Raw genomic sequence first — 24745 nt, 5'->3', positions numbered from 1 at the left:
CCTCCTTCGGTTCCAAGCACGGGATTAGTCTGCTCGGCCCAACGGCGGGGCGTTAGTGCACAGGCCATCGATGTCAGGTGAGTTCTGCCCGTGCCGGGTATGAAAACTTCATACGAGGGCGCATTAGCCGGTAACTACCGATCCATTACCGCTGGTCCGCATCATTACCCGTATCAAATGACTCGCAAACATCGGAGATGCACATGTACCCCACCGTCACCGTGGAGCACTTGTCTTCCGTCACCACCGCCACAGACGACTCCGACGACATGAAGATCTACCAGTTCGACCGTGAGGCCTCGATGGACTGGCTGTTCCCGTGGGGCTGGTGCACCACCACCGGTTCGGGCAAGGGCTGCGTCGCTTACGACGAGGTCCTCGCGGCATGAGACCCGAACTGGCCGAACCCGGCGAACAGAGAATCGGGTTCAAACGCCATCTCCGCCCGCAGATCGTGCAGGGGGAGGCCGTGTACCTCATCGGCGAGTCCGGGGTCACCGCGATCCAGGGCAGCCACGTCGAAGCCTTGGCGCCGTTGCTCGACGGCACCAGGGACCTCACGGCACTGCTGCGGGACGTGCCCGCGGGACTGTCCGCGGACAGGGTCGAGCGGATGCTCACCCGGCTCGCCGCGGCCGGCCTGATCGGCAGGCGCGGCACGGAGGACGGTTCGGCCACGACAGAGGCCTCGCTCGCGTACTGGGACGCGGCCGGCCTCGACCCCGCGGACGCGGTGGCGGCGACAACGACGTCGCTCGTCTCCGTCGTCGCGATCGGCGACATCGATCGCGACGCGCTCGCGGAAACCTTGCACCGCAACGGACTCACGGTCACCTCGGGGAGTGGTGACCTGACGGTCGTGGCGTGTGCGGACTACCTGGAACCGGAACTTCGCACGATCGACGAGGACCACCGCGCGTCCGGCACACCGTGGTTGCTGGTCAAGCCGGTCGGCGCGCAGGTCACCGTCGGCCCGTTCTTCACCCCCGGCGACGGCCCGTGCTGGCGTTGCCTCGCGACCCGCCTGTCCGCGAACCGGACGGCGGAGGCGCACGTGCGGGCGCGGTGCGGGCAGAAGGGCCCGGCGCCCCGCCCCCTCATCGGCCTGCCGTCGCTGCACGCCATGGCGATGGAGATCGCGTCGGTCGAGGCGGCCAAGTGGCTCGCCGGGATCCGGCACGAGACACAGCGCTCCATCTGGAGCTACGACAGTCTGAGCATGAAGGTCACCCAGCACGAGGTGCGGCACCGTCCGCAGTGCGGCGGCTGCGGTGACCAGGAAGTTGTCGCGCGCAGAGCGTTCGAGCCGGTCGAACTCGCGAGTCGCGTGAAGCGCTCCTGCGACGGCGGCGGGCATCGCTCGTCGCCGCCGCAGGAGGTGCTCGACAACTACCGCCACCTCATCGGCCCCGTCACCGGGGTCGTGCGGGAGATCCGCCGCGCGGAAGGCCCCGCGTTCTTCAACTCCTACCGCTCCGGCGCGAACATCGCGGCGGGCGGCGAGGGCATCGAGGGGCTGCGGTCGGCGTTGCGCGCGGACACCGGCGGCAAGGGCGTGACCGCGCTCGACGCCGAGGTCGGTGCGCTGTGCGAGGCCGTGGAACGCCGCAGTGGCGCGTACTTCGGCGACGAGGCCCGCGTCCGCGCCAGCCTCTCCTCGCTCGGCGACCGCGCGATCCACCCCGACACCGTGCAGCAGTACCACCCGCGGCAGTTCGAGGACCGCGACACGTGGAACGCCCAGCACGCCGACTTCCAGTACGTCACCACGCCGTTCGACGAGCACGAGGTGATGGACTGGACTCCGTTGTGGTCGCTCACCGAGCAGTGCCACAAGTTCCTGCCCACCGGCATGGTCTACTTCGGCGCCCCCTGTCCGCCGAGCGTCGTGTCGAACTCCAACGGCTGTGCCGCCGGCAGCAGCGTCGAGGACGCGGTCCTGCAGGGACTGCTCGAGCTGATCGAACGCGACGCCGTCGCGATCTGGTGGTACAACCGCACCCCCATGCCCGGCATGGACCTCGACTCGTTCCACGACTCGTGGATCCGCGAACTGCGTGAGGTGCACGCGGGACTCGGCCGCGAGGTGTGGCTGCTCGACGTCACCTCGGACCTCGGGGTGCCGACGATGGTCGCGGTGTCGCGGCGCACCGACGGCCCCCGCGAGGACATCATGCTCGGCTGCGGCGCGCACCTGGACCCGCGCCTGGCAGCCCGCCGCGCGCTCGCCGAGCTCAACCAGTGCATGCCGATGGTGTGCGGGCCGATGGACCTCGCCACGTTCGACGTCGACATGCGGCGCTGGTTCGAGACCACCAGGCTGGCCGAGCAGCCGTGGCTCGCCCCCGACCCGTCCGCACCGCCGCGGGACGTCTTCCACCACGGCTACGTCTTCCGCAACGATCTGACCGACGACGTCCGCGCACTCCAGCGCCTCCTGGAGCAACGCGGGATGGAGGTTCTCGTGCTCGACCAGACCAGGCCCGACATCGGACTACCGGTGGTCAGGGTCGTCGTGCCCGGGCTGCGGCACTTCTGGTCGAGGTTCGCTCAAGGGCGCCTCTACGACGTCCCTGTACAACTGGGGCGACTGGCACGACCCAGAAGTTACGAAGAGCTCAACCCGATCCCGCTGTTCATGTGATGCACACCTGCCAGAGCGGAGGCGCCGTGGTGCCCACGCAGTCGCACGTCCCGGCCGGCCGGCCGCTGTGGTCGTTGCTGGAGGACGCCTTCGTCGACGAGGGCGTCGAGCACCTGACCGTGCACGGCAGATGGGGTGCGATCGAGATCGCCGACACGAGCCCGCTCGTGCGCGAGGCGTTGCACCGCATGAGCCTCGGGCCGGTGGCGCTGGAGAACATCTCCGCCCTGCACGAGAACTTCGTGCGGTGGAAGACCGGCTCCGGCCCGTGCCTGATCTGGCGCAAGCTGAAGAACACGCTCGACCAACTGGGTGGTTGTGTCGTGCCCTCGCTCGGCCTCAACGACGGCGCCGGCCCGATCCTGTCGGTCGTCGCCGTCACCCGTGACGCCGTGTTCGCGTTGCCGCACGTCGCGGACGACGCGGTCGTCACCATGCGGCCGCGCACCGAGATCGAGCGCCTCAACGGAGACCAGGCGCTCGCGTGTCCAGGACTCTCCTATCAGGTGATCCTGCACAGCGCGCCCGCCACCGAGATCGCGAAGTCGTTGCTGCACACGGAGAGCACGATCGCTCAGGTGGCGGAGTCGTTGCAGGTGGAGAAGACGCTGGTCGGGGATGTCGTCGCTTATCTGGCGGGGGCCGGACTCGTCGTCGTCCAGAGGTGTTGAGCCATCGCCATGTTGCTCCGATCGCGGATCGCAAAACGCGAGACTTCCCAGGAAGCGCCCGTATCATGGCCGCGTCCCGACCCTCGCGTGGGAGCTGCTGCTGTGACGCAACGACAGGAACGCTCATCGGTCTCCCGTCGTTTGGCGTACGTCGTGATCAGCGTGGTGTTCGCCAACTACCTCGGCAACGCCTTCTTCTACGTGCTGCAGGTCTCGGCCACCCTGCCCCGGATCGCGTCCTCGCTCGCCTGCCTGCTCGCCATCGGGTTCCTGCAGCTGCGGGTGTTCTCGCGGCCGGGCTCGGATCTGCGCTCGGGCAGGGCATACCTGGCGCTGGGCGCGCTGGCGTGCCTCGTCTACGTGCCGATGTACTTCTTCCCCTCCGCGTGGCCGGGCATGCCGGGCTTCCTCGCGGGCAGCGCGTTGCTGGTGCTGCCGAACCGCGTCCGCTGGTTCGCGTTCGGTCTCGTGGCGCTGAGCAACGGCGTGATCCAGACCGCGTTCCTGCCGTCGCTGCCGCTGCTCGGCCAGGTGTACTACGTGGTGACGCCCATGGTCGCCGGCCTGGTCGTCTACGGCCTGTCGCGGCTGCCGTCGCTCGTGCTGCAGCTGGAGACGGCCCGCTCGGAGCTCGCCGAGCTCGCGGTGTCGCAGGAACGGCTGCGCTTCGCCCGTGACCTGCACGACCTGCTCGGCTTCAGCCTCTCGGCGATCACGCTCAAGGTGGAGCTGGCCCGCAAGCTGATCGGCGAGCACACCGACAGGGCGTTGCGCGAGCTCGCGGAGATCCTCGGCATCGCCCGCGAGGCACTGACGGACGTTCGTGCGGTCGCGTCGAGCTATCGCGAGCTGTCGCTGACCGACGAGATCGAGTCGGCCAGGTCCGTGCTGACGGCGGCCGGTGTCGCCACGACGATCGAGACGGACCACGCGGAGCTGTCGCCGAGATCGCGGACGGCGCTCGCCACCGTGCTGCGCGAGGGCGTCACGAACCTGCTGCGGCACAGCGACGCGACCACGTGCTCGATCACGATCAGCGGCACCGACCGGTTCATGTCGATCGACATCGTCAACGACGGGGCGCCCGCCGAGGTCGGCACCGACCGGGGCAGCGGCCTCACCAACCTCGCCACCAGGACCACCGCGATCGGCGGCTCGCTGCTCGCCCAGGCCAACGCCGACGGCACCTACCGCCTGCACGCCGAGGTGCCGGTCGACCCTGCGCCGGAGGAACCGTCGGGACGCCGCCGCCTGGCGGGCCCGACGATCGCCACGAAGTTCGCCCAGGTGCTGGTCACGTCGGTGGTGGTCGGTTACGTCGTCACGACGTCGACGCTCGTGCTCAACGAGTACGTCCGCATCGGCGCGACCGGGATCGCGCTGGCCTCGGCCGGTGTCGCCGGCACCGCGGCGCTCGTGCTGGGCCTGGTGAGCCGCCCGCGCGTCCGGCTGAGCATGGCCAAGCGCTTCGGGGTGCTCGCGGCGCTCGCCGTGTGCGTGTACGTGCCCCAGGTCGTCTACGGCAACCCGTACCTCGGCCTGCCGGGCTTCCTCGCCGGGTCCGCTGCGCTGATCCTGCCGATGCGCGCGGGCTGGCCCGCCGCCATCGCGGTGGTCGCCGGGCAGGGCGTCATCTTCGGCGCCTACGGGTTCGGCGCGGTGGACATCGCCTACGGAGTCATGGCCACGACGAACCACGGGCTGGTGCTCTACGCGTTGTCCCGGCTGCGGTCGATGGTGACGGAGCTGCACGAGGCCCGCGAGGAGCTGGCGACGGCGGCGGTCACCCAGGAGCGGCTGCGGTTCGCGCGCGACCTGCACGACCTGCTCGGCTACAGCCTGTCCGCGATCACGTTGAAGAGCGAACTGACGCACCGGCTGGCCACGCTCGACCCCGGCAGGGCCCGCCAGGAGCTCACCGAGGTGCTGGAGATCTCCCGGCAGGCGCTGGCGGACGTCCGGTCGGTGGCCCTGAGCTACCGCGAGCTGTCGTTCGACGAGGAGACCCAGTCGGCGCAGGCGTTGCTGTCGGCGGCCGACATCGAGGTCACCGTCAAGATCGACGCCTGCGACCAGCTGCCCAAGGAGGTGACGGTGACGCTCGCGACGGTGCTGCGCGAGGGCGTCACGAACCTCCTGCGGCACAGCAAGGCCGAGCACTGCGAGATCATGCTCTCCAGCTCGCGGGACCTGGTCACGATGGACATCGTCAACGACGGGATCCCCACGATCGAGCGGAAGTCCCGCGACGGCAGTGGAATCGGCAACCTGACCACCCGTGTCCGGGCCCTCGGCGGGGACCTGCAGGCGGGACTCACGCCCGAGCACACCTACCGGCTGCGCGCCGAGATCCCGCTGCCGTTCAACTGAGGCCATCCCGGAACGCTTGAACCCCCAGGTCGCGTGCCTATCATGCCGCCGTGACGCGACGCCAGGAACACTCATCGGTGTCGCGCCGCCTTGCGTACGGCGTGATCAGCGTGGTGTTCGCCAACTACCTCGGCAACGCGTTCCTCTACGTCCTGGACGGCGATCCGACGCCGGCGCAGGTCGTGGGTGCGCTCGTCTGCCTGCTCGCGATCGGGTACCTGCAGCTGCGGGTGTTCTCCCGGCCGGGCACCGATCTGAGGTCCGCCAAGGCCTACCTGGCGCTGGCCGCGCTGGCACTGCTGGTGTTCGTGCCGGTGCCGTTCTTCCCCGTCGCGGCCTGGGCCGGCATGGCCGTCTTCCTCGCGGGCAGCTCCCTGCTGGTGCTGCCGGGGCGGGTGCGGTGGGTCGTGTTCGGTGCCGTGGCGCTGGCCAACGCGCTGATCAGGACCGGCCACGGCGTCCCCACCGGCGTGCTGGGCTACTACGCCGCGTCGGCGCTGGTCGCGGGGCTGGCCGTGTACGGCCTGTCCCGGTTGCCCGCGCTGGTGAGGCAGCTCGAGTCCGCGCGTTCCGAGCTCGCGGGTCTCGCGGTGGCGCGGGAGAGGCTGGGGTTCGCCCGCGACCTGCAGGAGCTGCTCGGCTTCAGCCTCACCACGATCACGCTGAAGGCAGGTCTCGCCCGCGACCTGGTCTGTGACCGCACCGCCGCGGCGCTGGGCGAGATCACGCAGGTCCTCGGCATCGCCCGCGAGGCGCTGACGAACGTGCGCGCGGTCGCGTCGAGCTACCGCGAGCTGTCGCTGGCCGACGAGATCGACTCGGCGCGGTCCGTGCTGACCGCCGCGGGTGTCACGACCACGGTCGAGGTGGACGACAGCGCGCTATCTCCCAGGTCGCGGACCGCGCTCGCGAAGGTGCTGCGTGAGGGCGTCACGAACCTCCTGCGGCACCGCGACGCGACCACGTGTTCGATCACGATCAGCGGTACCGGCCGGATCGACGTCGTCACGGACGGCACGTACCGGCTGCACGCCGAGGCGCCGGCCCTCCCGGAGGCGCCGCGTTCATCTGGTGCCCCGATCCCGACGCGGTTCGCCCAGGTGCTGCTCACGGCGGTGGTGATCGGGTACGGCGTGATGGCGACGCTGCTGGCGTCGTACGACCCGGCGACGAGCCTCGCCGAGCTCGCGGTCTGCGCGGCGAGCTGTGCCGTGATCGCGGCACTGGTGCTGGGTGTCGTGAGCCGCCCACGGGTGCCGTCACGTCCGATGCCCGGTTACCTGGCGCTCGCCGGGATCGCCGCGTGCGTGTTCGTCCCGCAGTTCGTGTTCCAGGACCCGTACCTCGGCGGCGTTCCCGGCTTCCTCGCGGGTGCCGCGGCGCTGGTCCTGCCGCGGTGGCCTGGCTGGGCCGCGTTCGTCCTGGTCGTCGCCGGGCAGGGCGTCATCCACACGGTGCTCGACTCCATCGCCTCCGACGTGGTGTGGAGCCTGATGGCGACGACGAACCACGGGCTCGTGCTGTACGCGCTGACCCGGCTGCGGTCGATGGTCACCGAACTGCACGAGGCCCGCGAGGAACTGGCGACCGCGGCCGTCACCCAGGAGCGGCTGCGGTTCGCCCGCGACCTGCACGACCTGCTCGGCTACAGCCTGTCCGCCATCACGTTGAAGACCGAGCTCACGCACCGGCTGGCCACGCTCGCCCCGGACCGGGCCCGCCAGGAGCTCACCGAGGTGCTGGAGATCTCCCGGCAGGCGCTCGCTGACGTGCGGTCGGTGGCGCTGAGCTACCGCGAGCTCGCGCTCGACGAGGAAACCCGTTCGGCACAGGCGTTGCTGGCCGCGGCCGACATCGAGGTGACGGTCAAGATCGACGCGTACGAGCTGCCCAAGGAGGCGGAAGTCGCCCTCGCGACGGTGCTGCGCGAGGGCGTCACGAACCTGTTGCGGCACAGCAAGGCCGAGCACTGCGAGATCGTCCTCGCCAGCTCACCGCACCTCGTCCGGATGGACATCGTCAACGACGGGATCCCCGCGGCCGAGCGGAAGTCCCGTGACGGCAACGGGATCGGCAACCTCACCACCCGCGTCCGTGCGCTCGGCGGCGACCTGCACGCCGGCCTCACACCCGAGCACACCTACCGGCTGCGCGCCGAAATTCCGCTGCCCGTCACAGCATCTCGATGACCGCGCATCCCCAGCTGTAGCCGGCGCCGACGCCGAACATCACGATCCGCTGGCCCGGCGTCGCCTTACCGGTCTGCACCAGGTGGTCGAAGCTCGCGAACTGGTCGCCGGCACCGAGGTGCCCGACCGTGCGGCTCCACTCCCACGTCGTGCGCTCCGGCTCGATGTCGTACGGGCGCAGGTAGTTCACGTCCAGCCGGCGGCGGCCGAAGTGCGGCAGGATGATCCAGTCCGCGTCACCGATCTTCATGTCGGCGTCGGACAGCGCCTGCTCCACGGCGAGCGCCTGGCCCGCGTTGGCCTTGTTGATGCCGTAGGAGAGCCCGAACTCGCGGCTGAACGTGTGCTTGGCCTCCTCGAAGTCCACCGGGATGCGGTGCGAGAACGGCGCGAGGCCGAACGGCACGTCGCCGCGGTGCAACGGTTCGAGATCGCTGTCCGCATTGATAGCCAACGAAAGCAGCTTCGCGTAACCACCCCGGGTGGACAGCACGAGAGCCGACGCACCGTCGCCGTAGGGCGTGCCGGGATCGGTCTTCCAGCGGTCGATTCCCGGCAGGCAGAAGCGATCTGAGGACGTCAGGAGGGCATCCCTGCCGGGACGGGCGATCAGGTAGGACACGGCGAGGTCCATCGCGGCCAGCCCGCCGTTGGACATCTGCCGGATCTCCAGCGCCAGGCAGGAGTTCCTGACCGTCTCGCGCTGGATGTAGGAGCCGACCGGCCACAGGTCCTGGCCCTGGTGGTAGGTGGTGGCGTGCAGGATCAGGTCGACGTCGTCTGGCTGCGATCCCGCCCGTGCCAACGCGACCCGTGCCGCCTCGACCGCCATCTCGGCCGCGGACTCGTGCGGGGAGACGGACACGGACTCGACGTCCGTGCGCGAGACGAGCTTCGGCTCGCACTCCCCCGACGCGATCGCGTCCGCGACGTTCAACGTCGAGGGCAGGCGCACGCCGCTGCCGTTGACGAAAACATCCTTCACTCGCACCGCGGTCAGACCTCCTTCAGCGCACGTGCGACGCGCACGACGCGTTCCGCCTGGATCTGGGCCGCCTGCAACGCGATCTCGTCGACCGGCAGGTTGTCCGCGCCCAGTACGTGAGAGGTGCCGTAGGGATTCAGGTTTCCTCCCGGCGGCACGATGATCCCGCCGAAGTGGCAGACCATGTTGTAGATCGACACGAGCGTGGTCTCCATGCCGCCGTGCAGGCTGCCGCCCGAGGTGAAGGCGCTGTACACCTTGTCGGCCAGCAGTCCGCTGAACCAGGCCGGTCCCAGCGTGTCGATGAACTGCTTGAGCTGCGCGGACACGTTGCCGAAGCGGGTCGGCGTGCCGAAGACGACGGCGTCGGCCCACAGCACGTCGTCGACCGAGGCGACGGGGACGTCCGCGGTCTCCTCCAGGTGCGCAGCCCAGGCGGGCCTGGACCGCCACGCCGCCTCGGGCGCCAGCTCCGCAGCCCGCACCAGCCGCACCTCGGCGCCGTGCTTCTCGGCCGTCTCGGAGATCTCCGAGGCGATCCGGTGAATCGTTCCGGTCGAGGAGTAGTACACGACTGTCACGTTGACGCTGCGTTCCATGACGCATCCCTTCGCGAGGCAGCTCGGTCCACCTTGGCCAGGCCGCCTCGATGTGGCGTGGAGCGCGACATGAACGTTGGGAGATATGGTGTCGCGCGGAGGGGCGCGATGATCAGGGTTCTGCTCGCGGAGGACATGCACATGGTGCGCGGTGCTCTCATCGCGCTGCTCAACCTCGAACCGGACATCGAGGTCGTGGCCGAGGTGAGCTCCGGTGACAAGATCGTGTCGGCCGCTCGCCAGCACGGTCCCGACGTCTGCGTGATCGACATCGACCTGCCGATCCTCGACGGGCTCAGTGCCGCGTCGACGATCCGCGAGACGATGCCGCAGGTCAGGACGTTGATGCTGACGTCGCTGGGCCGTCCGGGAACGTTGCGCAGGGCGTTGGCGGCCCGCGTGGACGGGTTTCTGCTCAAGGACGCGCCGCCGACGGAGCTCGCCGATGCGATCCGCAGGGTCGCCGCCGGGGAACGCGTCGTGGACAGCCAGCTCGCCCTGGCCGCGTGGGACCGCGGCGAGTGCCCGCTGACCGACCGCGAGCTGGAGGTCCTCCGGCTCGCGGCGAACGGTGCCGACGCTCCTGACATCGCTGTCGCGCTGTCGCTTTCGGTCGGCACGGTCCGCAACTACATGACGACGATCATGACCAAGCTCAACGGCCGCAACCGGGTGGACGCCATCCGCATCGCCGAGGAAGCCGGCTGGTTGTGACGCGGACGGCATCCGTCAGGCTGCCTTCTGCTGGCTCGCGCGCAGGTCGAAGCCCGGCCTGGCGACGATCTCCGGCGTGAGCGCGTTGCCGCCCTCGAGGATCCGGCGGCCCATCAGGAAGTCGATCGGCCGGTTGTAGGCCTCGATTCCAATCAACTTGTCATTCTTGAAGCAGAACACCGAGAACCTGCCCTCGGCCGGGTCACCGACGAGGACAGTGCGGTCGTGGCCGTTGGTGAGGCCCGCGGTCTGCAGCTTCACGTCGTACTGGTCGCTCCAGAACCACGGCAGGGCGGTGTAGGGCTCCGCGCTGCCCATGATGGCCGCCGCGACCGTGGTGGCCTGGTCGGTGGCGTTCTGCACCGACTCCAGGCGGATCAGGCCGCCTGCGTGCGTGCTGGCGAACCGCGCGCAGTCACCGACCGCGTAGATCCGCGGGTCGACCGTGCCGAGGTGTGCGTCGACGACGATGCCGTTGTCGACCGCGAGTCCGGCGCGCTGGGCGATCTCGGTGTTCGGGATGACGCCGATGCCCGCGACCACGAGGTCGGCGACGAGCACCGTGCCGTCCGTGAGCTCCACCAGGCCTTCCCTGACGGCACCGACGCCCGTTCCGGTGAGGATCTGGACGCCCTCGCTGCGGTGGCGGTTGACGAGGTGCTGGGCCGTCTCCGCGGACACCGCCCGTTGCATCACCTGGCCCTGCGCCTCGACGACGGTCACCTCGTGGCGCAGTTTCCTGACCACGGCGGCGAACTCGAGGCCGATGAACCCTCCGCCGATGACAACGACGTCGAGCCCGATCTGGCCTTCGAGCCGTTCCCGGATCGCGTCCGCGTCGGCGACCGTGCGCAGGTTCAGCACGTGCTCGGCGCCGGGGATGGGCAACGGCCGAGGCCGCGCGCCCGTCGCGAACACCAGGTGGTCGTAGCCGACCGTGCGGGCACAGCCCAGCACCGCGACCCGTGCCTGGCGGTCGACCCCGATCACCCGCTCGTTGCGGACGAGCTTGATGCCGTGGTCGTCGTAGTAGGAGTCCTGCCTGAGCGCCAGCCCGGCGAGGTCGGTCTCCCCCGCCAGGTAGGCCTTCGTGAGCGGAGGCCGCTGGTACGGCGCGGCCTGTTCGTCACCGATGAGCGTGATGGGGCCGCGGTGTCCCTGCTCGCGCAGGGACACCGCGACCTGGCAGCCCGCCTGCCCGGCCCCGACGACGACTACCGACTCGCCGCGCATGTCAGTAGTTGCCCAGCCCGCCGCAGACGTTGAGCGCCTGTGCGGTGATCGAGGACGCGGTGTCCGTCGTCAGGTACGTCACGAGACCGGCGACCTCTTCCGGCGTGCTGTACCGACCCAGCGGGATCTTGGCGTTGAACTTCTCGAGGACCTCTTCCTCGGAGACACCCCAGTGGTTCGCGTACCCCTGGCGCACCCGGCCGGCCATCGGCGTCTCGACGTAGCCGGGGCACACCGCGTTGACGGTGATGCCGGACTTCGCGAGCTCGATGCCGACGGCCTTGCTGAAGCCGACGACGCCGTGCTTGGACGCCGAGTAGGGCGCGGCGAACACGACGCCCTGCTTGCCGCCGGTGGAGGCGATGTTGATGATCCGGCCCCAGGACTGCTCCACCATCTTGCCGGTGCTCAGCACCTCTTTGGTGAACCGGAAGACACCGTTGAGGTTGGTGTCGATGACGTCCAGCCAGAGGTCCTCGTCCAGCTCGGCGGTGATGCCGCCGCCACCGCGACCCGCGTTGTTCACGAGGATCTCGATGGGACCGAAGACCTCGACGGCCTTCTGGACAGCGGTGCGGATGTCCTCTGTGGACGTGACGTCGGAGGCGGCGCCGTCGGCCTCGATGCCTTCCTCGCGCAGCTGCTTCACCGTGGTCGAGACGTTCTCGGCGTTGCGGGCCACGACGAAGACCGCGTGCCCCTCCCTGCCGAGGCTGCGGGCGACCTCGAGACCGATTCCGCTGGTGGCACCCGTGACCAGGGCGACCCGTCGCTTGCTCATGCTTCTCTCCCTCAGAGTTGCTTCTCAGGCATGTGCACGACGAGCCCGTCCTGCTCCTCGGTCACGGGGATCTGGCAGCTCAGCCGGCTGTTCTCCTTGCGCTCGCAGGCGGTGAAGTAGAGCAGCTCGTCCTCCACCTGGTGCATCTGCGAAAGCGGCTTGGTGTTCTCCGGGTCGACGTACACGTGGCACGTACCGCACGAGGCCCCACCACCGCACTGGGCGACGATTCCCTTGATGCCGTTGAGAACCGCGCCGCGCATCACGGAGTCGTTCTGGGCAACGTCGACAACGGTCTCGATGCCGTCGTGCGAAACGTAAGTGATCTTTGGCATGGCAGTTCTCCCACGGATCTGCGGCTCGCCGGACGTGGTTCACCTTGAACGTCATCGCTTTGCACGTGGTGGAGACCACCTTGAGCGTTCATGGTCTTGCTGGAACGGCAAGTTCGCGTGCGTTCCGCTCCGGAGCGACCGAGAATCGAGCCATGCCAGGGAAACGTGACCAGCCGCCGCCCAGGACCGGTGGAAGTGAGACCGAGGTCCTGCGCGGGTTCCTCGACTACCTGCGCACCGCGGTGGTCGCCAAGGTGGAAGGTGCGCCCGAACCCCAGGTCCGGACCGCGATGGTCCCATCGGGAACGAACCTGCTGGGGTTGTTGCGTCACCTCACGTTCGTGGAGCGGGCGACGTTCCTCGGCAGGAAGCCGCGGAGCTGGCAGGCGACGTTCCACGTGCCCGGCGGGGACAGCGTCGCGGACGTCGTGGCGGGCTACCGGGAGGCGGTGAAGCAGGCTGACGAGGTGCTCGACGCCAGCACCGCGGAGGACGTCCGGTGGCGGCTCGCGCACATGATCGAGGAGACCGGCCGGCACGCCGGACATGCCGACATCATCCGGGAGTTGATCGACGGCCGGACCGGGCGCTGAGTTCCGGGTTCCAGGGCCGTTCGAGCAGGTGTTGCGACTCTGCGGTGTCGGCGTACACCCACACGCGGAGGTTCCACCGTGCCCCTCAAGGAGTTCTACGACCAGCAGGTGAACTGGTCACCGCCGTTCGAGGACGGCCTTGAACGCGCGACGGTCGTCGTGCCACGCGACTATTCCGACCCGGACGGTCCCAAGCTCACCATCGCGATCGCCCGTCTCAAGGCCACGGACAAGGCCAAGCGCCGCGGTGTGCTGCTGGCCGTCAACGGCGGCCCCGGAGGCGACGGCGGCGACGGCCTCGGGCTGATCAAGCGCCTCGGCAGCAGGGTTCGGACGGCCTACGACCTCATCGGGTTCGACCCGCGCGGGTACGGCGAGTCCACCAAGCTCTACGCCGAGGTGACGATCCCCAAGGCGCCCTTCGACTCCCGGCCCCCGGACTCGCTCTTCGAGCAGCTGGCCGAGGACATGCGGTTGCGCGAGCTGGGTTGTGAGAAGGGTGGCGGCGACCTGCGTCCGCACATCACGACCCGCAACACAGCACGGGACATGGACCTGATCCGCGTCGTGCTGGGCGAGGAGAAGATCTCGTTCGTCGGGTACGCGTACGGCGTGTACGTCGGCGCCGTCTACGGCACCATGTTCCCGGAGAACCTCGACCGCACGGTCTTCGACTCGTGCATCAATCCACAGTGGACCTGGCGTGAGCAGTTCGTCACCCAGGCGGAGGCGGTCTACCGCAACGTCGCGCTGTGGGCGGACTGGACCGCCGAGCGCGACGGGCACTTCCACCTCGGTAACACCCCGGCAGCCGTCATCGCCGAGATCGAGGCCGTGGTCGCGAAGCTCGAAGAAGGCGACCAGATCCAGCTCCGCACGCTGTTCGACGGCGCGGTGGGCACGCGGGCCACGGACCGCGGGCAGTGGGACTCGCTGGGCTACCTCGTCGGCGACCTGCGCACCACGTTGCAGGACGCCAACTTCGAGAAGGCACGGGCGTTGATCGTCGGGCAGGCCACCTGGCGGCCGCAGGACTCGGAGGGCGACCTGCGGGTCGGCGTGCTGGAGGCCATCACGCTGGAGACCTACTGGCCGCAGGACCTGGAGGTCTACTACGCCGACGTCCGCAAGCACCGCGCCGAGCACCCGTACGGGTACGGCGTGCTGCGGGCCCAGCCCTGGGTCGGCGCGTTCCGGACGTTCGAAAGCCTGGAGCCGCCGACGAAGCTGGCGCAGCCCGGTTACCCCAAGGGGCTCGTCGTGCAGGCGGACGGCGACCCGATGGACCGCGTCGAGGGCGGCATCGAGCTGGCCGCGCTGCTGGACCACCCGCTCGTCCTCATCGAGGACTCCGGCGACCACGAGGTGTACGGGTTGGCGGGCAACGAGGTGCTCGACTCGCTGGTCGACGACTACCTCGTCGACGGTGTGCTGCCGGCGAGCAAGCACACCAGGGTTCCCGGGCACGTGCAGCGCCCGAACATCCCGAAGGACTGACAGCACAACGCAAAGGGGCCCCGCACCGAGGTGCGGGGCCCCTTCTCGTGAAGCTCAGTCCTCGGCGGGGATGTCCCACGTGACCGGCAGCTCCCACAGGCCGTAGATCACGGCGCCCTCCTTGCGCGGGATCTCCAGGAACGGCTTCGCGAGCCGCAGCGAGGGGATCCGCTGGAACAGCGTCGACCACACGAGCTGCATCTCCAGGCGCGCCAGGTCGGCACCGATGCAGTGGTGCAGGCCGTGCCCGAACCCGAGGTGCTTGCGGGTGCCGCGCTCCAGGATCAGCTTCTCCGGCTCCGGGAAGATCTCCGGGTCGCGGTTGCCGTTGAGGCCCAGGCACAGGATGCCGTCGCCGGCCTTGATGGTCTTGCCGCCGATCTCGATGTCCTCCAGCGCGACGCGCGGGATGGCGGTGTCACCGATGGTGGCGAGGCGCACGAGCTCCTCGACGGCCGGCTCGATCATGCCCTCGGGGTCGTCCAGCAGCAGCTTGAGCTGGTCGGGGTTCTCCAGCAGCGCGGCGGTGCCCAGCGACAGCATCGAGGCCGTGGTCTCGTGGCCGCCGTTCATCAGCAGGCGGATCATGTTGAACAGGTCGCGGCGCGTGTACTCCTCGCCGGACGCGGCGTACTCCGCCATCGCCCGCGAGAGCAGGTCCTCGCCGGGCTCCTTCTCCTTCAACGTGATCAGCTTGTCGACGTAGGCGTTCACCTCGACGATCGCGGCCTGGCGCTGTTCCGGCGTCGAGTGACCGCCCAGCAGACAGGTGCCGTGCTCGATGAAGAAGTCGTGCTCGTCCTGCGGGATGCCGAGCAGCTCGCAGATGACCGTCATCGGCACGGCGAGGGAGAACTCGCGGTGGAAGTCGATCGGCGGCGTCATCGTCAGGATCTTGTCGATGTACTCGTCGACGATCTCCTGGATGCGCGGGCGGAGCCGCTTCACCTGGCGGTTGGTGAACGTCACGGCCGCCTTGCGCCGGGTCTTGGTGTGCTCCGGGTTGTCGTAGCCGATGAACGACGTCTCGGTGCGGAACTCCGGCGGCGCGATGAAGTAGAACGGGAAGTTGTCGTGCTTGCGCGACGCGCTGATCCGCGGGTCCGTGAGGAGCTGCTTGATCGTGTGGTAGCCGCTGATCGTCCAGATCCGCAGACCGGACCCGGTCAGCGTAACCTCGACGACGTCCTCCTCGGCCATCTGCGTGTACTGCGCGGGCGGCGTGAACGGGCACGTGCGCTTGTAGGGGAACGTGTCCACACCCGGCTCGGCGGTGCTGGTCATCTGGGTCTTCCTCCTAGTCGAAAGGTTGGCTCACGCCAGATCAGCGCCGCCATCGAGCGTGATGACTTGACCGGTGACCCACGAGCTCGCGGGCTCGGCGAAGCGGGTGATCCACGGAACGACGTCGTCGACCTCGCCGGTGCGCCCCAGGGGCGTCTGCGAGGCCTGGAAGCCGAAGTAGCCCTCGACCTCCTCGGGGCTCAAACCGTTGGCCGCGTAGACCTCCGTGCGCACCGCTGCGGGCGCGACCGCGTTGACGCGGATGCCCTGCGGCGCCAGTTCGAGGGCCCAGCTGCGCACCAGGCTGTCCACGGCGGCCTTGCTGGCGCCGTACACGCCACCGCCCGGCACCGCGATGTGCCCGGCATTGCTGGAGACGAACACGATGCTGCCGCCGGGCGAGGTCAGCTGCGGCAGCAGCTTGGCGGTCAGCACCAGCGGGCCGACCAGGTTGGTCTCCAGCACGTCGCGCGCGGTGGCGAGGTCGAACCCCGCGACCGGCGTGAACCGGAAGATGCCGGCGTTGTGCACGAGCACGTCCACCTTGCCGCCGCCCAGCTTCACGGCGTCGGCGATCTTCTGCGCGCCTTCGTCCGTCGTCACGTCCGCGACGACCGCGGTGATCGCGGGGTGCAGGGCGACGACCTCGGTGAGCCGGCTCTCGCGGCGGCCTGTGATGATCACGTTCGCGGCGCCGAGGTCGGCGAACGCCAGCGCCGCCGCGCGGCCGATGCCGGTTCCCCCACCCGTCACGACGACCTGCTGTCCGGCAAATGGTGCGTCCGACATGACGCCTCCAGCTTCTTTCCACTCGGTAGGGCAGTCGACGTCAACCCTGCTGGGTGTTCCTTGAGTCCAGGTCTAGCTGGGACGGAAACCCTGGGGAGCATGGGAACTCTTGCGGTGGGCAGGTGGCGCGCCCGAGTCGGCAGACCCGGTGGCCACACGGAGAGCGAGTTCGAGTTCGCGCGCGACGGCACAGCGATGCTGGTCGTGGGCGGAACAGGATCCGGGACGTGGACCCAGACGGGGCCCGACACGTTCAGCTACCGGATCAACGAGGAGTTGACCGAGGCACCAGGGACGATCGAGATCGCCCAGGACGCCGTGCTGCGCGGCGACGAGTTCGTCAGCAACGGCAACGCCGTGGTGCGCCTCGCAAATGGCACCACAGCAAGGGAAGCCGCGATCAGCATCACGGCTCAACGCCTCGGGTGAGAACACCTCGAAGGGGGCGCCAGCGAAGGCGCCCCCTTCTCCACGAGCGCGCGTCAGGAGATCTTGACCGTCACGTTGCCGGTGTACTTGCCGGCCAGCAACGACAGCAGAGCCTGCGGCGCGGTCTTGACCCCACCCTCCACGATGGTGTGCGGGAAGACGAACTTCCCCTCCTGCAACCACTGTCCGAAGTGGACGACCCAGTCCTGGATCTGCTCCGGCAGGTGGTAGCAGGCGAACGGGCGGATCTCCAGGTGCTTGGTGATCGCCGTCATCAGATCGATCCGCGGGTGCTCGGCGCCGTCGTTCTGGTTGGACAGCTCGCCGCACAACGCGAACCGGGCGTGCGGACGTGCCGCCTGGATCGCGGCCTCGAACTGCTCGCCACCGACGTTGTCGAAGAACACGCTGATGCCGTCCGGCGCCAGCTCGCGCAGCCGGTCGCTCACCGGGCCGTCCTTGTAGTTGAACGCGGCGTCGAAGCCGAGCTCGTTCACCAGCCAGTCGACCTTCTCCTGGCTGCCGGCCGAGCCGATCACCTTGGCACCGCGTGCCTTCGCGATCTGCCCGGCCAGAGACCCGACACCACCGGCGGCACCGGTGACGAACACGACGTCGCCCTCACCGGCCTGCGCGATGGTCGCCATGCCGTAGTACGCCGTCGGTCCCTGCGACAGGAAGTAGACCGGCGAGGGCACGTAGTGCGGGTTCTGCTTGATGAACTGCTGCGCGGGACCGACCCAGTACTCCTGCCACGGGCCGAACGACTGCACGAGGTCGCCGACCTCCAGGTCGGGGCTGTTCGACTTCACGACGGTGCCGACACCGCCCCCACCCGCGGGGTCGCCGACCTTCCACGGCGGCACGCCGGGGATCTGGCAGTCGGACCTCATGAACTCCTTGAAGGCGGCGGCCACCGACACGTAGTCGACGCGCACCAACACCTCACCGTCACCGGGCTCGGGGACGGCCACCTCGACGACGTCGAAGTGCTCGAGGGTCAGGTCGTCCTCGACGTGCTTGGCGAGCCTGACCTCCCACTGCTTCTCGGGGATGCTCATGGCTCTCCTTCTATCTATCCCCAGGTGACGGGGAGGCTGACGAGTGAGTGGTTGATTTCGCCCTGGTGCCACTTCAAGTCCTCGTAGGGCACCGCGAGCCGGAGGTCCGGGAATCGGCGGGTCAGACCTTCGATGGCGATCGCCATCTCCATGCGCCCCAGCTGCTTGCCGAGGCAGTAGTGCACGCCGTGCCCGAACGCGATGTGCGGGTTCGAGGCCCGGTCGATGTCGAGCTGCTGCGGGTTCTCGAAGACGTCCTCGTCGCGGTTGGCCGACGACAGCACGAAGAACACCGCGTCGCCCTTCGCGATCTTCTGCCCGCCGAGCTCCAGGTCCTCCGCCGCGATGCGGTGGAAACCCGTGGTGTCGGTGGCGAAGAGGTTGACGTGCCGCAGCAGTTCCTCGACGGCCGCCGGGATCAGCGACGGGTCGGCGACGAGCCGCCGCCACGTGTCCGGGTGGTCGTGCAGCAACGCCAGCACGGAGTTCGAGATCTGGTTCGCGGCGGTGTCGAAGCCGGCGCCGATGAGGGTGAACGCGAACGTCACCAGCTCCTGCTCGCTCAGCTTGTCGTCGTTGTCCCGCGCGGAGATCAGGTCGGACAGCATGTCCTGGCCAGGCTTCTCGCGCTTCTGTGCGATCAGGCCCATGACGTACCCGGCGAGCCTGCCGAACGCCCGCATCGGCGCCTCGGGGTCGTTCTCGTCGAACGTCGCGAACGCCCGCGCGTCCGTCTCGAAGATCTTCAGGTCCTCGGTCGGCACGCCGAGCAGGTCGCCGATGATCGTCAACGGCAGCGGAACACAAAGCGCCTCAACGAGGTTGACCGGAGCGCCTTTGAGCTCGACGGCGTCGAGCAGCTCGTCGGCCACCTTCTGCACGCCCGCGCGCATCGCCTCGACCTTGCGGACCGTGAACGCGCCCATCACCAGCTTGCGCAGCCGGGAGTGCTCCGAACCGTCCAGCGAGATGATCATCTCGGGGGTGGTGGTCATGGCGCCGCCGACCTGGGGAGCACCCTCGACGCACGTCAACGCGCGGCTCAGCCTGGGGTCGGCGAGCCCGGCGCGGACGTCCTCGTACTTGGTGATCACCCAGGTCGGCGTGCCGGAGTTGGTGGGCACCTTGGCCACCGGGCACTCGGCGCGCAGCCTGTCGTACTTGGGGTCCGGGCCGCGGTAGGAGGAACCGCTGAACGGGAACTCCTCGTCCAGTTCAAGGGGCAGCACGGGAACACCTCCGGGGGATCACATCGGCCTGGCCTCGCGCCGAACAGTGCTACGCGCACCTCGAAGGCGGCTCGAAACCTGGATGTCGACCGGGATTTGAGCCCCCGTACCTACCTTCGCGCCATGGACACTGCACTCGTGCCGTTCCGGGTCGAGGTTCCCGACTCCGAACTGGCGGACCTCACACGGCGGCTGGCAGCGACCAGGTGGCCGGACGCGGAGACCGTGGACGACTGGTCGCAGGGCATGCCCCTGGCCTATGCCAAGGACCTGGCCGAGTACTGGGCGAACGTCTACGACTGGCGCGCCACCGAGGCGAAGCTCAACGCCATCCCCCAGTTCAAGACGGAGATCGACGGCGTCGGGATCCACTTCCTGCACGCGCGCTCCCCGCACCCGCAGGCGAGGCCGTTGATGCTCACGCACGGCTGGCCCGGTTCGGTCGCGGAGTTCCTCGACGTCATCGAGCCGCTGACCAACCCGCCGGACCCTGCCGACGCCTTCCACGTCGTCGCGCCCTCGTTGCCCGGCTACGGTTTCAGCGACAAGCCGACCGGAACCGGCTGGACGCTGGAACGCATCGCCGCGTCGTTCGTCACGCTGATGGGCCGCGCCGGCTACGACAAGTTCTACGCGCACGGCAACGACTGGGGCTCGTTCATCACGGGCATCCTCGGCCACATCGCGCCGGACCACGTCGAGGCGATCCACCTCGTGATGCCGTTCGCCTCCGCCCCTGAGGCCGAAGTCCAGCTGACGCAGGAGGACTACAAGGGTCTCGGTGCGCTCAAGGAGTTCGCCGCCAAGGAGTCCGCGTACGCGGCGGTGATGAACACCAAGCCGCAGTCGCTCGCCTACGGCCTCACCGACTCCCCCATCGGCCAGCTGGGCTGGGCCGGCGAGAAGTACTGGTCGTGGAGCGACCACGACGGTGACGCGGAGAAGATCATCTCCCGCGACCGGATCCTCGACATGGTCTCGGTGTGCTGGTTCACCGCCACGGCCGCGTCGTCGGGCCGGTTGTACTGGGAGAGCTACAACAAGTCCCCGCTCACCCAGGTCGATGTGCCGACCGGGTTCTCGGTGTTCCCCGCCGACGCGCGGATGCCCAAGGTGTGGGCCGAGCACCGGTTCACCGATCTGCGCTACTGGAAGGAGATGCCGTCCGGCGGCCACTTCCCCGCGCTGGAGAACCCCGTCGTGCTCGTCGAGGAGCTGCGGACGTTCTTCCGGCTGGTGCGCTCATGACGGCCACGCTCAGCAAGCCGGGAGCCAAGCTCGGCCTCGTGCTGGCCGTGTGCTGCCTGGCGCAGTTCATGAACGTGCTGGACGCGTCGGTCATGAACGTCGCCCTGCCGTCGATCTTCGAGGACCTGAAGTTCGAACGGCACGATCTGCAATGGGTCAACAGCGCGTACACGATCGCGGTGTGCGGCTTCCTGCTGCTGGGCGGCCGGCTCGCCGACCTGTTCGGGCAGCGCAGGGTGTTCTTCTTCGGTGCGGCCCTGTTCACGGTCGCGAGCGCGGTCGGTGGCATGGCGACCTCGCCGGGCACCCTGATCGCGGCCCGTGGCTTCCAGGGCCTGGGCGCGGCCGTGATGGCGCCGGCGTCGCTCACCGTCCTCGGCACCACGTTCCGCGATCCCACCGCCCGCGCGAAGGCATTCGGCTGGTGGAGCGCGGTGTCCGGCACGGGTGGCGCGGTTGGCGTGCTGCTCGGCGGCATCGTCACCGAGTCGCTCGGCTGGCGCTGGGTGCTGCTCATCAACGTGCCGCTCGGCATCGCGCTGGTGGCCATGATCCGCAGCGCCGTGCCGGAGACGCCGAGCAACGGCGGCCGCAAGGCACTCGACGTCCCCGGCGCGTTCACCGTGACGATCGGCCTGATGGCACTGGTCTACGGCATCGCGCAGTCGCACGAGCTCGGCTGGGGTTCCTGGCAGGTCGCCGGTTCGCTGACGCTGGCGCTGGTCCTGTTCGCGTTCTTCCTGCGCCAGCAGACGGTGTCCGCCCACCCACTGATGCCGCTCGGCATCTTCCGCAACCGCGCGGTGACCGCGACGAACATCGTGGCGTTCTTCGCGATCGCCGCCCTGTTCAGCACCTTCTACTTCCTGACCCTGGTGCTGCAGCAGGTGATGGGCTTCAGCGCGTTGCAGACCGGCCTCGGTTACCTGCCTTTGTCGATCGGCATCGCGCTGGGCGGCTTCGGCGTGGCGCGGATCGTGCCGAAGATCGGCCCGCGGCCGGTGCTGATCGCCGGTCTGCTCACCGCGACCGCCGGCCTGATCTGGGTGTCCACAGCGGACGAGACGTCGACGTTCCTCGGCTCGATCCTCGTCCCGACCACGTTGCTGGGCCTGGGAATGGGCGCCGTCCTCAACGCGACCACGAACGCCGCGACGTCCGGGGTGCCGCGCGAACAGGCTGGTCTCGCGTCCGGTCTGCTCAACACGATCCGTCAGATGGGCAGCGCGATCGGCCTGGTCGTCCTCGCCACGATGTCGTCGGCGCGGGCGGACTCCCTGCTGGCACAGGGCGAACCGCTGCGGCACTCGCTCGGTTCCGGCTTCGGGCTCGCGTTGTTCGGAGCCGCCGTCTTCACCTTCTGCGGCGCGCTGGCCGCGATCGCCGTGCCCCGCAAGAAGTAGTCCGCACAGCACAAGGCCCCCGGTTGATCCCGGGGGCCTTCGGTGTTTCAGAAACCCTTGCCGTGCAGGTCGACCGGCAGCGCGACGAGCCGGTGGTTCATGTCCGCCTTCTGCCACTCCAGGTCCTCCTCGGCGACGGCGAGCCGTGCGGCCGGGAAGCGCCGGGTCAGTTCCTCGAACGCGGTGGTCAGCTCGATGCGCGCGAGCGGGGCGCCCAGGCAGCGGTGGATCCCGTACCCGAACGCGAGGTGCGCGTTGTCGGTCCGCGCGAAGTCGAGCGCGTCGGGATCGGTGAACAGCGTCTCGTCGCGGTTCGCCGAGTTGGTCGACACGAACACCGCGTCACCCCGGGGAATCGTCACGCCGAACAGCGTCACGTCCTCGGTGGCGATCCGCGGGAGACCGGTCGTGTCGTTGGTGGACAACGTGATCCAGCGCAGCAGCTCCTCGACCGCAGCCGGCACCTCGCCGGGCCGCTCCCCCAGCCGCACCCACACGTCGCGGTGATGTCCCAGCAACGTCAGGACCGAACTGGCCAGGTGACAGGCCGTGGAGTCGCCGCCCGCACCGAGCAGCGTGTATCCGAGGCCGATGAGCTCGCCGACCTCCAGCTTGTCGTCACCGATCCGGGCCTCGGTCAACGCCGACAGCACGTCGTCGCCGGGCGCCGCCATCTTCCCGAACACCAGCCCCGCCATGAACTCGCCGAGCTGCTCGCCCGCCGCGGCCGCCAGCTCCGGCGCGTCGACGGCGGCGAACTCCCTGATCAGTCGCGCGAACGTGTCGCGGTCGCCGGCGGGCACACCCAACAGGTCGCTGATCGCGATGATGGCCAGGGGGAACGTGAACCTGCCGAGCAGATCTACGGGTCCCTCGAGAGCCTCTTCGTCGGCCTGGTCCAGCAACTCTGTCACGAGCTGCTGGATTCTCGGTCGCATGGACTCGATGCGGTCGACCGAGAACGCCTGCGACACGAGGTCGCGCAACCGGGTGTGGGCGGGCGGGTCCAGCGAGATGATCATTCCGGGCGGCGCCTGGAACAGTCCGGGAAAGGTCGGCGCGGTCGGTTCGTAGGACGCGGCACGGGAGAACCGCACGTCGTCGAGCACCACGCGGACCGAGTCCTGCGTGGTCGCGATCCAGCAGTGACCGCCGCCGTTCGCGGGCAGTCGCACGACTGGGCTCGACGCGCGGAACCCGGCGAACTCCGGCGCGGGACCGCGGTAGCTGGATCCGGGAACGGGAAAGGAGACCACCGTGCGCTCCTCGCGGGTCTGGGCAATGTTTTCGCAGGTTAGGAGCCCTGACCTGAACCCCGATCTAGTGCCGTTCGAGTGACCGGGTGAACGCTGAGCGTGATCGGCCATCCAGGCGAACCACCCAATTCGGGAGATCCACATGACCATCCTCGTCACCGGGGCGCGCGGCAACGTCGGCCGTCGCGTGCTCCAGCGGCTTTACGCGGCGGGTCACAGCCTCCGCGCGTCCGGCCGAAATCCCGCGGAGCTCGACGTCCCGGACGGTGTCGAAACCGTCGCGCTCGACCTCAACGACCCGCAGACGTTCGTCGCGGCCCTCGCCGGTGTCTCCAAGGTGCTGCTCTACGCGGAGCCGGACGGCATCGTGAAGTTCCTCGACGAGGCCGAGAAGGCCGGCGTCGAGCAGATCGTGCTGCTGTCGTCGAACACCGTCGGCCTGCCGGGCGCGGACCAGGACCCGTTGGCGCACCACCACCTGCTCGTCGAGGAGGCGGTGGTCAGCTCGGGCCTGAGCTACACGATCCTGCGGCCGGGCGCTTTCATGAGCAACGCGTTCGGCTGGAGCTACTCGCTGCAGGCAGGCGACACGATCGACCAGGTCTTCCCCGAGGCCCAGGTGGCACCGGTGCACGAGGATGACATCGCTGACGTAGCGGTCATCGCGCTGACCGAGAAGAAGATCCAGGACGAGATCGTCGACCTCACCGGTCCGGAGTCGCTGACGTTCCGCCAGGAGCTGGAGATCGTCGGTGAGGTGCTCGGCCGCAAGCTCGTGATCAACGGCCTGACCCGCGAGGAGGGTGAGGCGCAGATGAGCAACTTCGTGCCGCCGCCCGTGCTGACCTCGCTGCTCAACCAGTGGGAGGCCGCGGTCGGCGTCGTCGCGGACACCAGCGCCACTGCCGAGCGGATCACCGGCAAGCCGGCCCGCACGTTCCGCCAGTGGGTGGAAGAGCACGCCTCGTTCCTGGCGTGACCCGCACGGGAACGGAGCCGGGATGAGGGCGGCGGACCCGTCCCGGCTCCGTCCGTGCGCGGGATCTACACGCGGGTCATCGTGAACGTGATGTTCGAGGTGCCCAGGTTCGTGCCGTCCGCGAGGAAGAACGTGGACGGGCCGGAGCTGGTGAAGTTGTCCGGTCCACTTTGGACGGCGTCCTGGTCGAAGTCGACGTAGGCGAAGTAGGCGCCGTTCTCGTCGTAGACCTTCTCGCCGCGGAACTTGAAATGGAACTTGTTCACGCCGGTGACCCACCAGGTGCCCTGCGTGGTGGTGTTCTGCTCGTTGGTGACGAACACCTTGCCGTTGGCCTTGAACTGCAGCTTGGTCGGGTGGTCGCCATCCGTCCTGGTCACGTACCCGGTCCAGCTGCCCACCGGTGTGCAGGTCGCGTTCGCCGCGGTCGCCATGCCGGATAAGGCAAGCAGGACC

The 24745-nt window shown here is 69.0% G+C and carries 23 protein-coding genes; 12 read left to right on the top strand and 11 right to left on the bottom strand.

Translation table 11 applies throughout. The features are described 5' to 3' along the window. Nucleotides 1-203 precede the first annotated feature (203 nt). From ACSHWB_RS24185 to ACSHWB_RS24165, 5 genes are all read left to right on the top strand, one after another. Nucleotides 204-389, top strand: a complete 186-nt coding sequence (locus tag ACSHWB_RS24185; protein WP_439664265.1) for a hypothetical protein — start codon at nucleotides 204-206, stop codon at nucleotides 387-389. Next, nucleotides 386-2644: a TOMM precursor leader peptide-binding protein gene (locus ACSHWB_RS24180; RefSeq protein ID WP_439664264.1), complete on the top strand. Its 2259-nt coding sequence runs from the start codon at nucleotides 386-388 to the stop codon at nucleotides 2642-2644. The genes ACSHWB_RS24185 and ACSHWB_RS24180 overlap by 4 nt, the downstream gene beginning before the upstream one ends. A 26-nt stretch (nucleotides 2645-2670) precedes the next feature. Next, entirely contained in the window at nucleotides 2671-3315 is a 645-nt protein-coding gene (locus ACSHWB_RS24175; RefSeq protein ID WP_439664263.1) for a hypothetical protein, read from the top strand. 102 nt (nucleotides 3316-3417) lie between these two features. Continuing rightward, on the top strand, nucleotides 3418-5685 hold the full coding sequence (locus ACSHWB_RS24170; RefSeq protein ID WP_439664262.1) for a sensor histidine kinase: 2268 nt from the start codon (nucleotides 3418-3420) through the stop codon (nucleotides 5683-5685). 50 nt (nucleotides 5686-5735) lie between these two features. Then, a complete protein-coding gene (locus ACSHWB_RS24165) occupies nucleotides 5736-7874 on the top strand; it encodes a sensor histidine kinase (RefSeq protein ID WP_439664261.1) in 2139 nt (712 codons plus the stop codon). On the opposite strand, the gene ACSHWB_RS24160 is transcribed toward ACSHWB_RS24165, so the two are convergent. Then, a complete protein-coding gene (locus ACSHWB_RS24160; RefSeq protein ID WP_439664260.1) occupies nucleotides 7858-8865 on the bottom strand; it encodes a ketoacyl-ACP synthase III family protein in 1008 nt (335 codons plus the stop codon). The two genes, ACSHWB_RS24165 and ACSHWB_RS24160, sit on opposite strands and share 17 nt — an antisense overlap. Before the next feature lie 5 nt (nucleotides 8866-8870). Then, nucleotides 8871-9458: a flavodoxin family protein gene (locus ACSHWB_RS24155; RefSeq protein WP_319978439.1), complete on the bottom strand. Its 588-nt coding sequence runs from the start codon at nucleotides 9456-9458 to the stop codon at nucleotides 8871-8873. Between the two features lie 108 nt (nucleotides 9459-9566). Here ACSHWB_RS24155 and ACSHWB_RS24150 point away from each other — a divergent pair, with 108 nt between their 5' ends. Further along, nucleotides 9567-10172, top strand: a complete 606-nt coding sequence (locus ACSHWB_RS24150) for a response regulator transcription factor (protein WP_439664259.1) — start codon at nucleotides 9567-9569, stop codon at nucleotides 10170-10172. A gap of 15 nt (nucleotides 10173-10187) precedes the next feature. On the opposite strand, the gene ACSHWB_RS24145 is transcribed toward ACSHWB_RS24150, so the two are convergent. From ACSHWB_RS24145 to ACSHWB_RS24135, 3 genes are read right to left on the bottom strand one after another with little or no spacing between them, the layout of a single operon-like run. Then, complete coding sequence (locus ACSHWB_RS24145; RefSeq protein ID WP_439664258.1) at nucleotides 10188-11405, bottom strand: NAD(P)/FAD-dependent oxidoreductase; 1218 nt, start codon at nucleotides 11403-11405, stop codon at nucleotides 10188-10190. Between the two features lies 1 nt (nucleotide 11406). Then, the gene (locus ACSHWB_RS24140; RefSeq protein WP_439664257.1) at nucleotides 11407-12186 is read right to left on the bottom strand and encodes an SDR family NAD(P)-dependent oxidoreductase; all 780 of its coding nucleotides are present in this window, start codon (nucleotides 12184-12186) and stop codon (nucleotides 11407-11409) included. Between the two features lie 11 nt (nucleotides 12187-12197). After that, nucleotides 12198-12521, bottom strand: coding sequence for a 2Fe-2S iron-sulfur cluster-binding protein (locus ACSHWB_RS24135; RefSeq protein WP_093600065.1), 324 nt, complete (start codon nucleotides 12519-12521; stop codon nucleotides 12198-12200). A 152-nt stretch (nucleotides 12522-12673) separates the two neighbouring features. On the opposite strand from ACSHWB_RS24135, the gene ACSHWB_RS24130 reads away from it, so the two are divergent. After that, nucleotides 12674-13114, top strand: coding sequence for a DinB family protein (locus ACSHWB_RS24130; protein ID WP_439664256.1), 441 nt, complete (start codon nucleotides 12674-12676; stop codon nucleotides 13112-13114). A gap of 78 nt (nucleotides 13115-13192) precedes the next feature. Beyond that, nucleotides 13193-14611, top strand: coding sequence for an alpha/beta fold hydrolase (locus ACSHWB_RS24125; RefSeq protein ID WP_439664255.1), 1419 nt, complete (start codon nucleotides 13193-13195; stop codon nucleotides 14609-14611). Nucleotides 14612-14665: 54 nt separating this feature from the next. Here ACSHWB_RS24125 and ACSHWB_RS24120 read toward each other — a convergent pair whose 3' ends face one another. Continuing rightward, nucleotides 14666-15895 carry a cytochrome P450 gene (locus tag ACSHWB_RS24120; protein WP_319978445.1) on the bottom strand — a complete coding sequence of 410 codons (1230 nt, stop codon included), beginning with the start codon at nucleotides 15893-15895 and terminating at the stop codon, nucleotides 14666-14668. A 30-nt stretch (nucleotides 15896-15925) separates the two neighbouring features. Then, nucleotides 15926-16684, bottom strand: a complete 759-nt coding sequence (locus ACSHWB_RS24115) for an SDR family NAD(P)-dependent oxidoreductase (protein WP_439664254.1) — start codon at nucleotides 16682-16684, stop codon at nucleotides 15926-15928. A gap of 99 nt (nucleotides 16685-16783) precedes the next feature. Between ACSHWB_RS24115 and ACSHWB_RS24110 the strand changes: the two genes are divergently transcribed. Continuing rightward, nucleotides 16784-17113, top strand: coding sequence for a hypothetical protein (locus ACSHWB_RS24110; RefSeq protein WP_439664253.1), 330 nt, complete (start codon nucleotides 16784-16786; stop codon nucleotides 17111-17113). A gap of 53 nt (nucleotides 17114-17166) precedes the next feature. On the opposite strand, the gene ACSHWB_RS24105 is transcribed toward ACSHWB_RS24110, so the two are convergent. Then, nucleotides 17167-18174 (bottom strand): NADP-dependent oxidoreductase, encoded by a 1008-nt coding sequence (locus tag ACSHWB_RS24105; RefSeq protein ID WP_360042308.1) that lies wholly within the window; start codon nucleotides 18172-18174, stop codon nucleotides 17167-17169. A 14-nt stretch (nucleotides 18175-18188) separates the two neighbouring features. Then, nucleotides 18189-19403: a cytochrome P450 gene (locus tag ACSHWB_RS24100; protein ID WP_439664252.1), complete on the bottom strand. Its 1215-nt coding sequence runs from the start codon at nucleotides 19401-19403 to the stop codon at nucleotides 18189-18191. 123 nt (nucleotides 19404-19526) lie between these two features. Here ACSHWB_RS24100 and ACSHWB_RS24095 point away from each other — a divergent pair, with 123 nt between their 5' ends. Further along, nucleotides 19527-20651, top strand: coding sequence for an epoxide hydrolase family protein (locus ACSHWB_RS24095; protein ID WP_439664251.1), 1125 nt, complete (start codon nucleotides 19527-19529; stop codon nucleotides 20649-20651). Then, nucleotides 20648-22054 carry an MFS transporter gene (locus ACSHWB_RS24090; RefSeq protein ID WP_439664250.1) on the top strand — a complete coding sequence of 469 codons (1407 nt, stop codon included), beginning with the start codon at nucleotides 20648-20650 and terminating at the stop codon, nucleotides 22052-22054. Before ACSHWB_RS24095 ends, ACSHWB_RS24090 begins: the two co-directional genes overlap by 4 nt. A gap of 47 nt (nucleotides 22055-22101) precedes the next feature. On the opposite strand, the gene ACSHWB_RS24085 is transcribed toward ACSHWB_RS24090, so the two are convergent. Continuing rightward, complete coding sequence (locus tag ACSHWB_RS24085; protein ID WP_439664249.1) at nucleotides 22102-23310, bottom strand: cytochrome P450; 1209 nt, start codon at nucleotides 23308-23310, stop codon at nucleotides 22102-22104. Between the two features lie 142 nt (nucleotides 23311-23452). On the opposite strand from ACSHWB_RS24085, the gene ACSHWB_RS24080 reads away from it, so the two are divergent. Then, complete coding sequence (locus ACSHWB_RS24080; protein WP_439664248.1) at nucleotides 23453-24289, top strand: NAD(P)H-binding protein; 837 nt, start codon at nucleotides 23453-23455, stop codon at nucleotides 24287-24289. A gap of 65 nt (nucleotides 24290-24354) precedes the next feature. Here the strand turns inward: ACSHWB_RS24080 and ACSHWB_RS24075 are convergent, their stop codons facing one another. After that, a complete protein-coding gene (locus ACSHWB_RS24075) occupies nucleotides 24355-24723 on the bottom strand; it encodes a hypothetical protein (RefSeq protein ID WP_439664247.1) in 369 nt (122 codons plus the stop codon). Nucleotides 24724-24745 lie beyond the last annotated feature (22 nt).

Source organism: Lentzea sp. HUAS TT2, assembly GCF_051853195.1.
Taxonomy (GTDB): Bacteria; Actinomycetota; Actinomycetes; order Mycobacteriales; family Pseudonocardiaceae; genus Lentzea.
The sequence above is the reverse complement of the archived record's forward strand: the minus strand, read 5'-3'. Positions and strand labels throughout refer to the sequence as shown.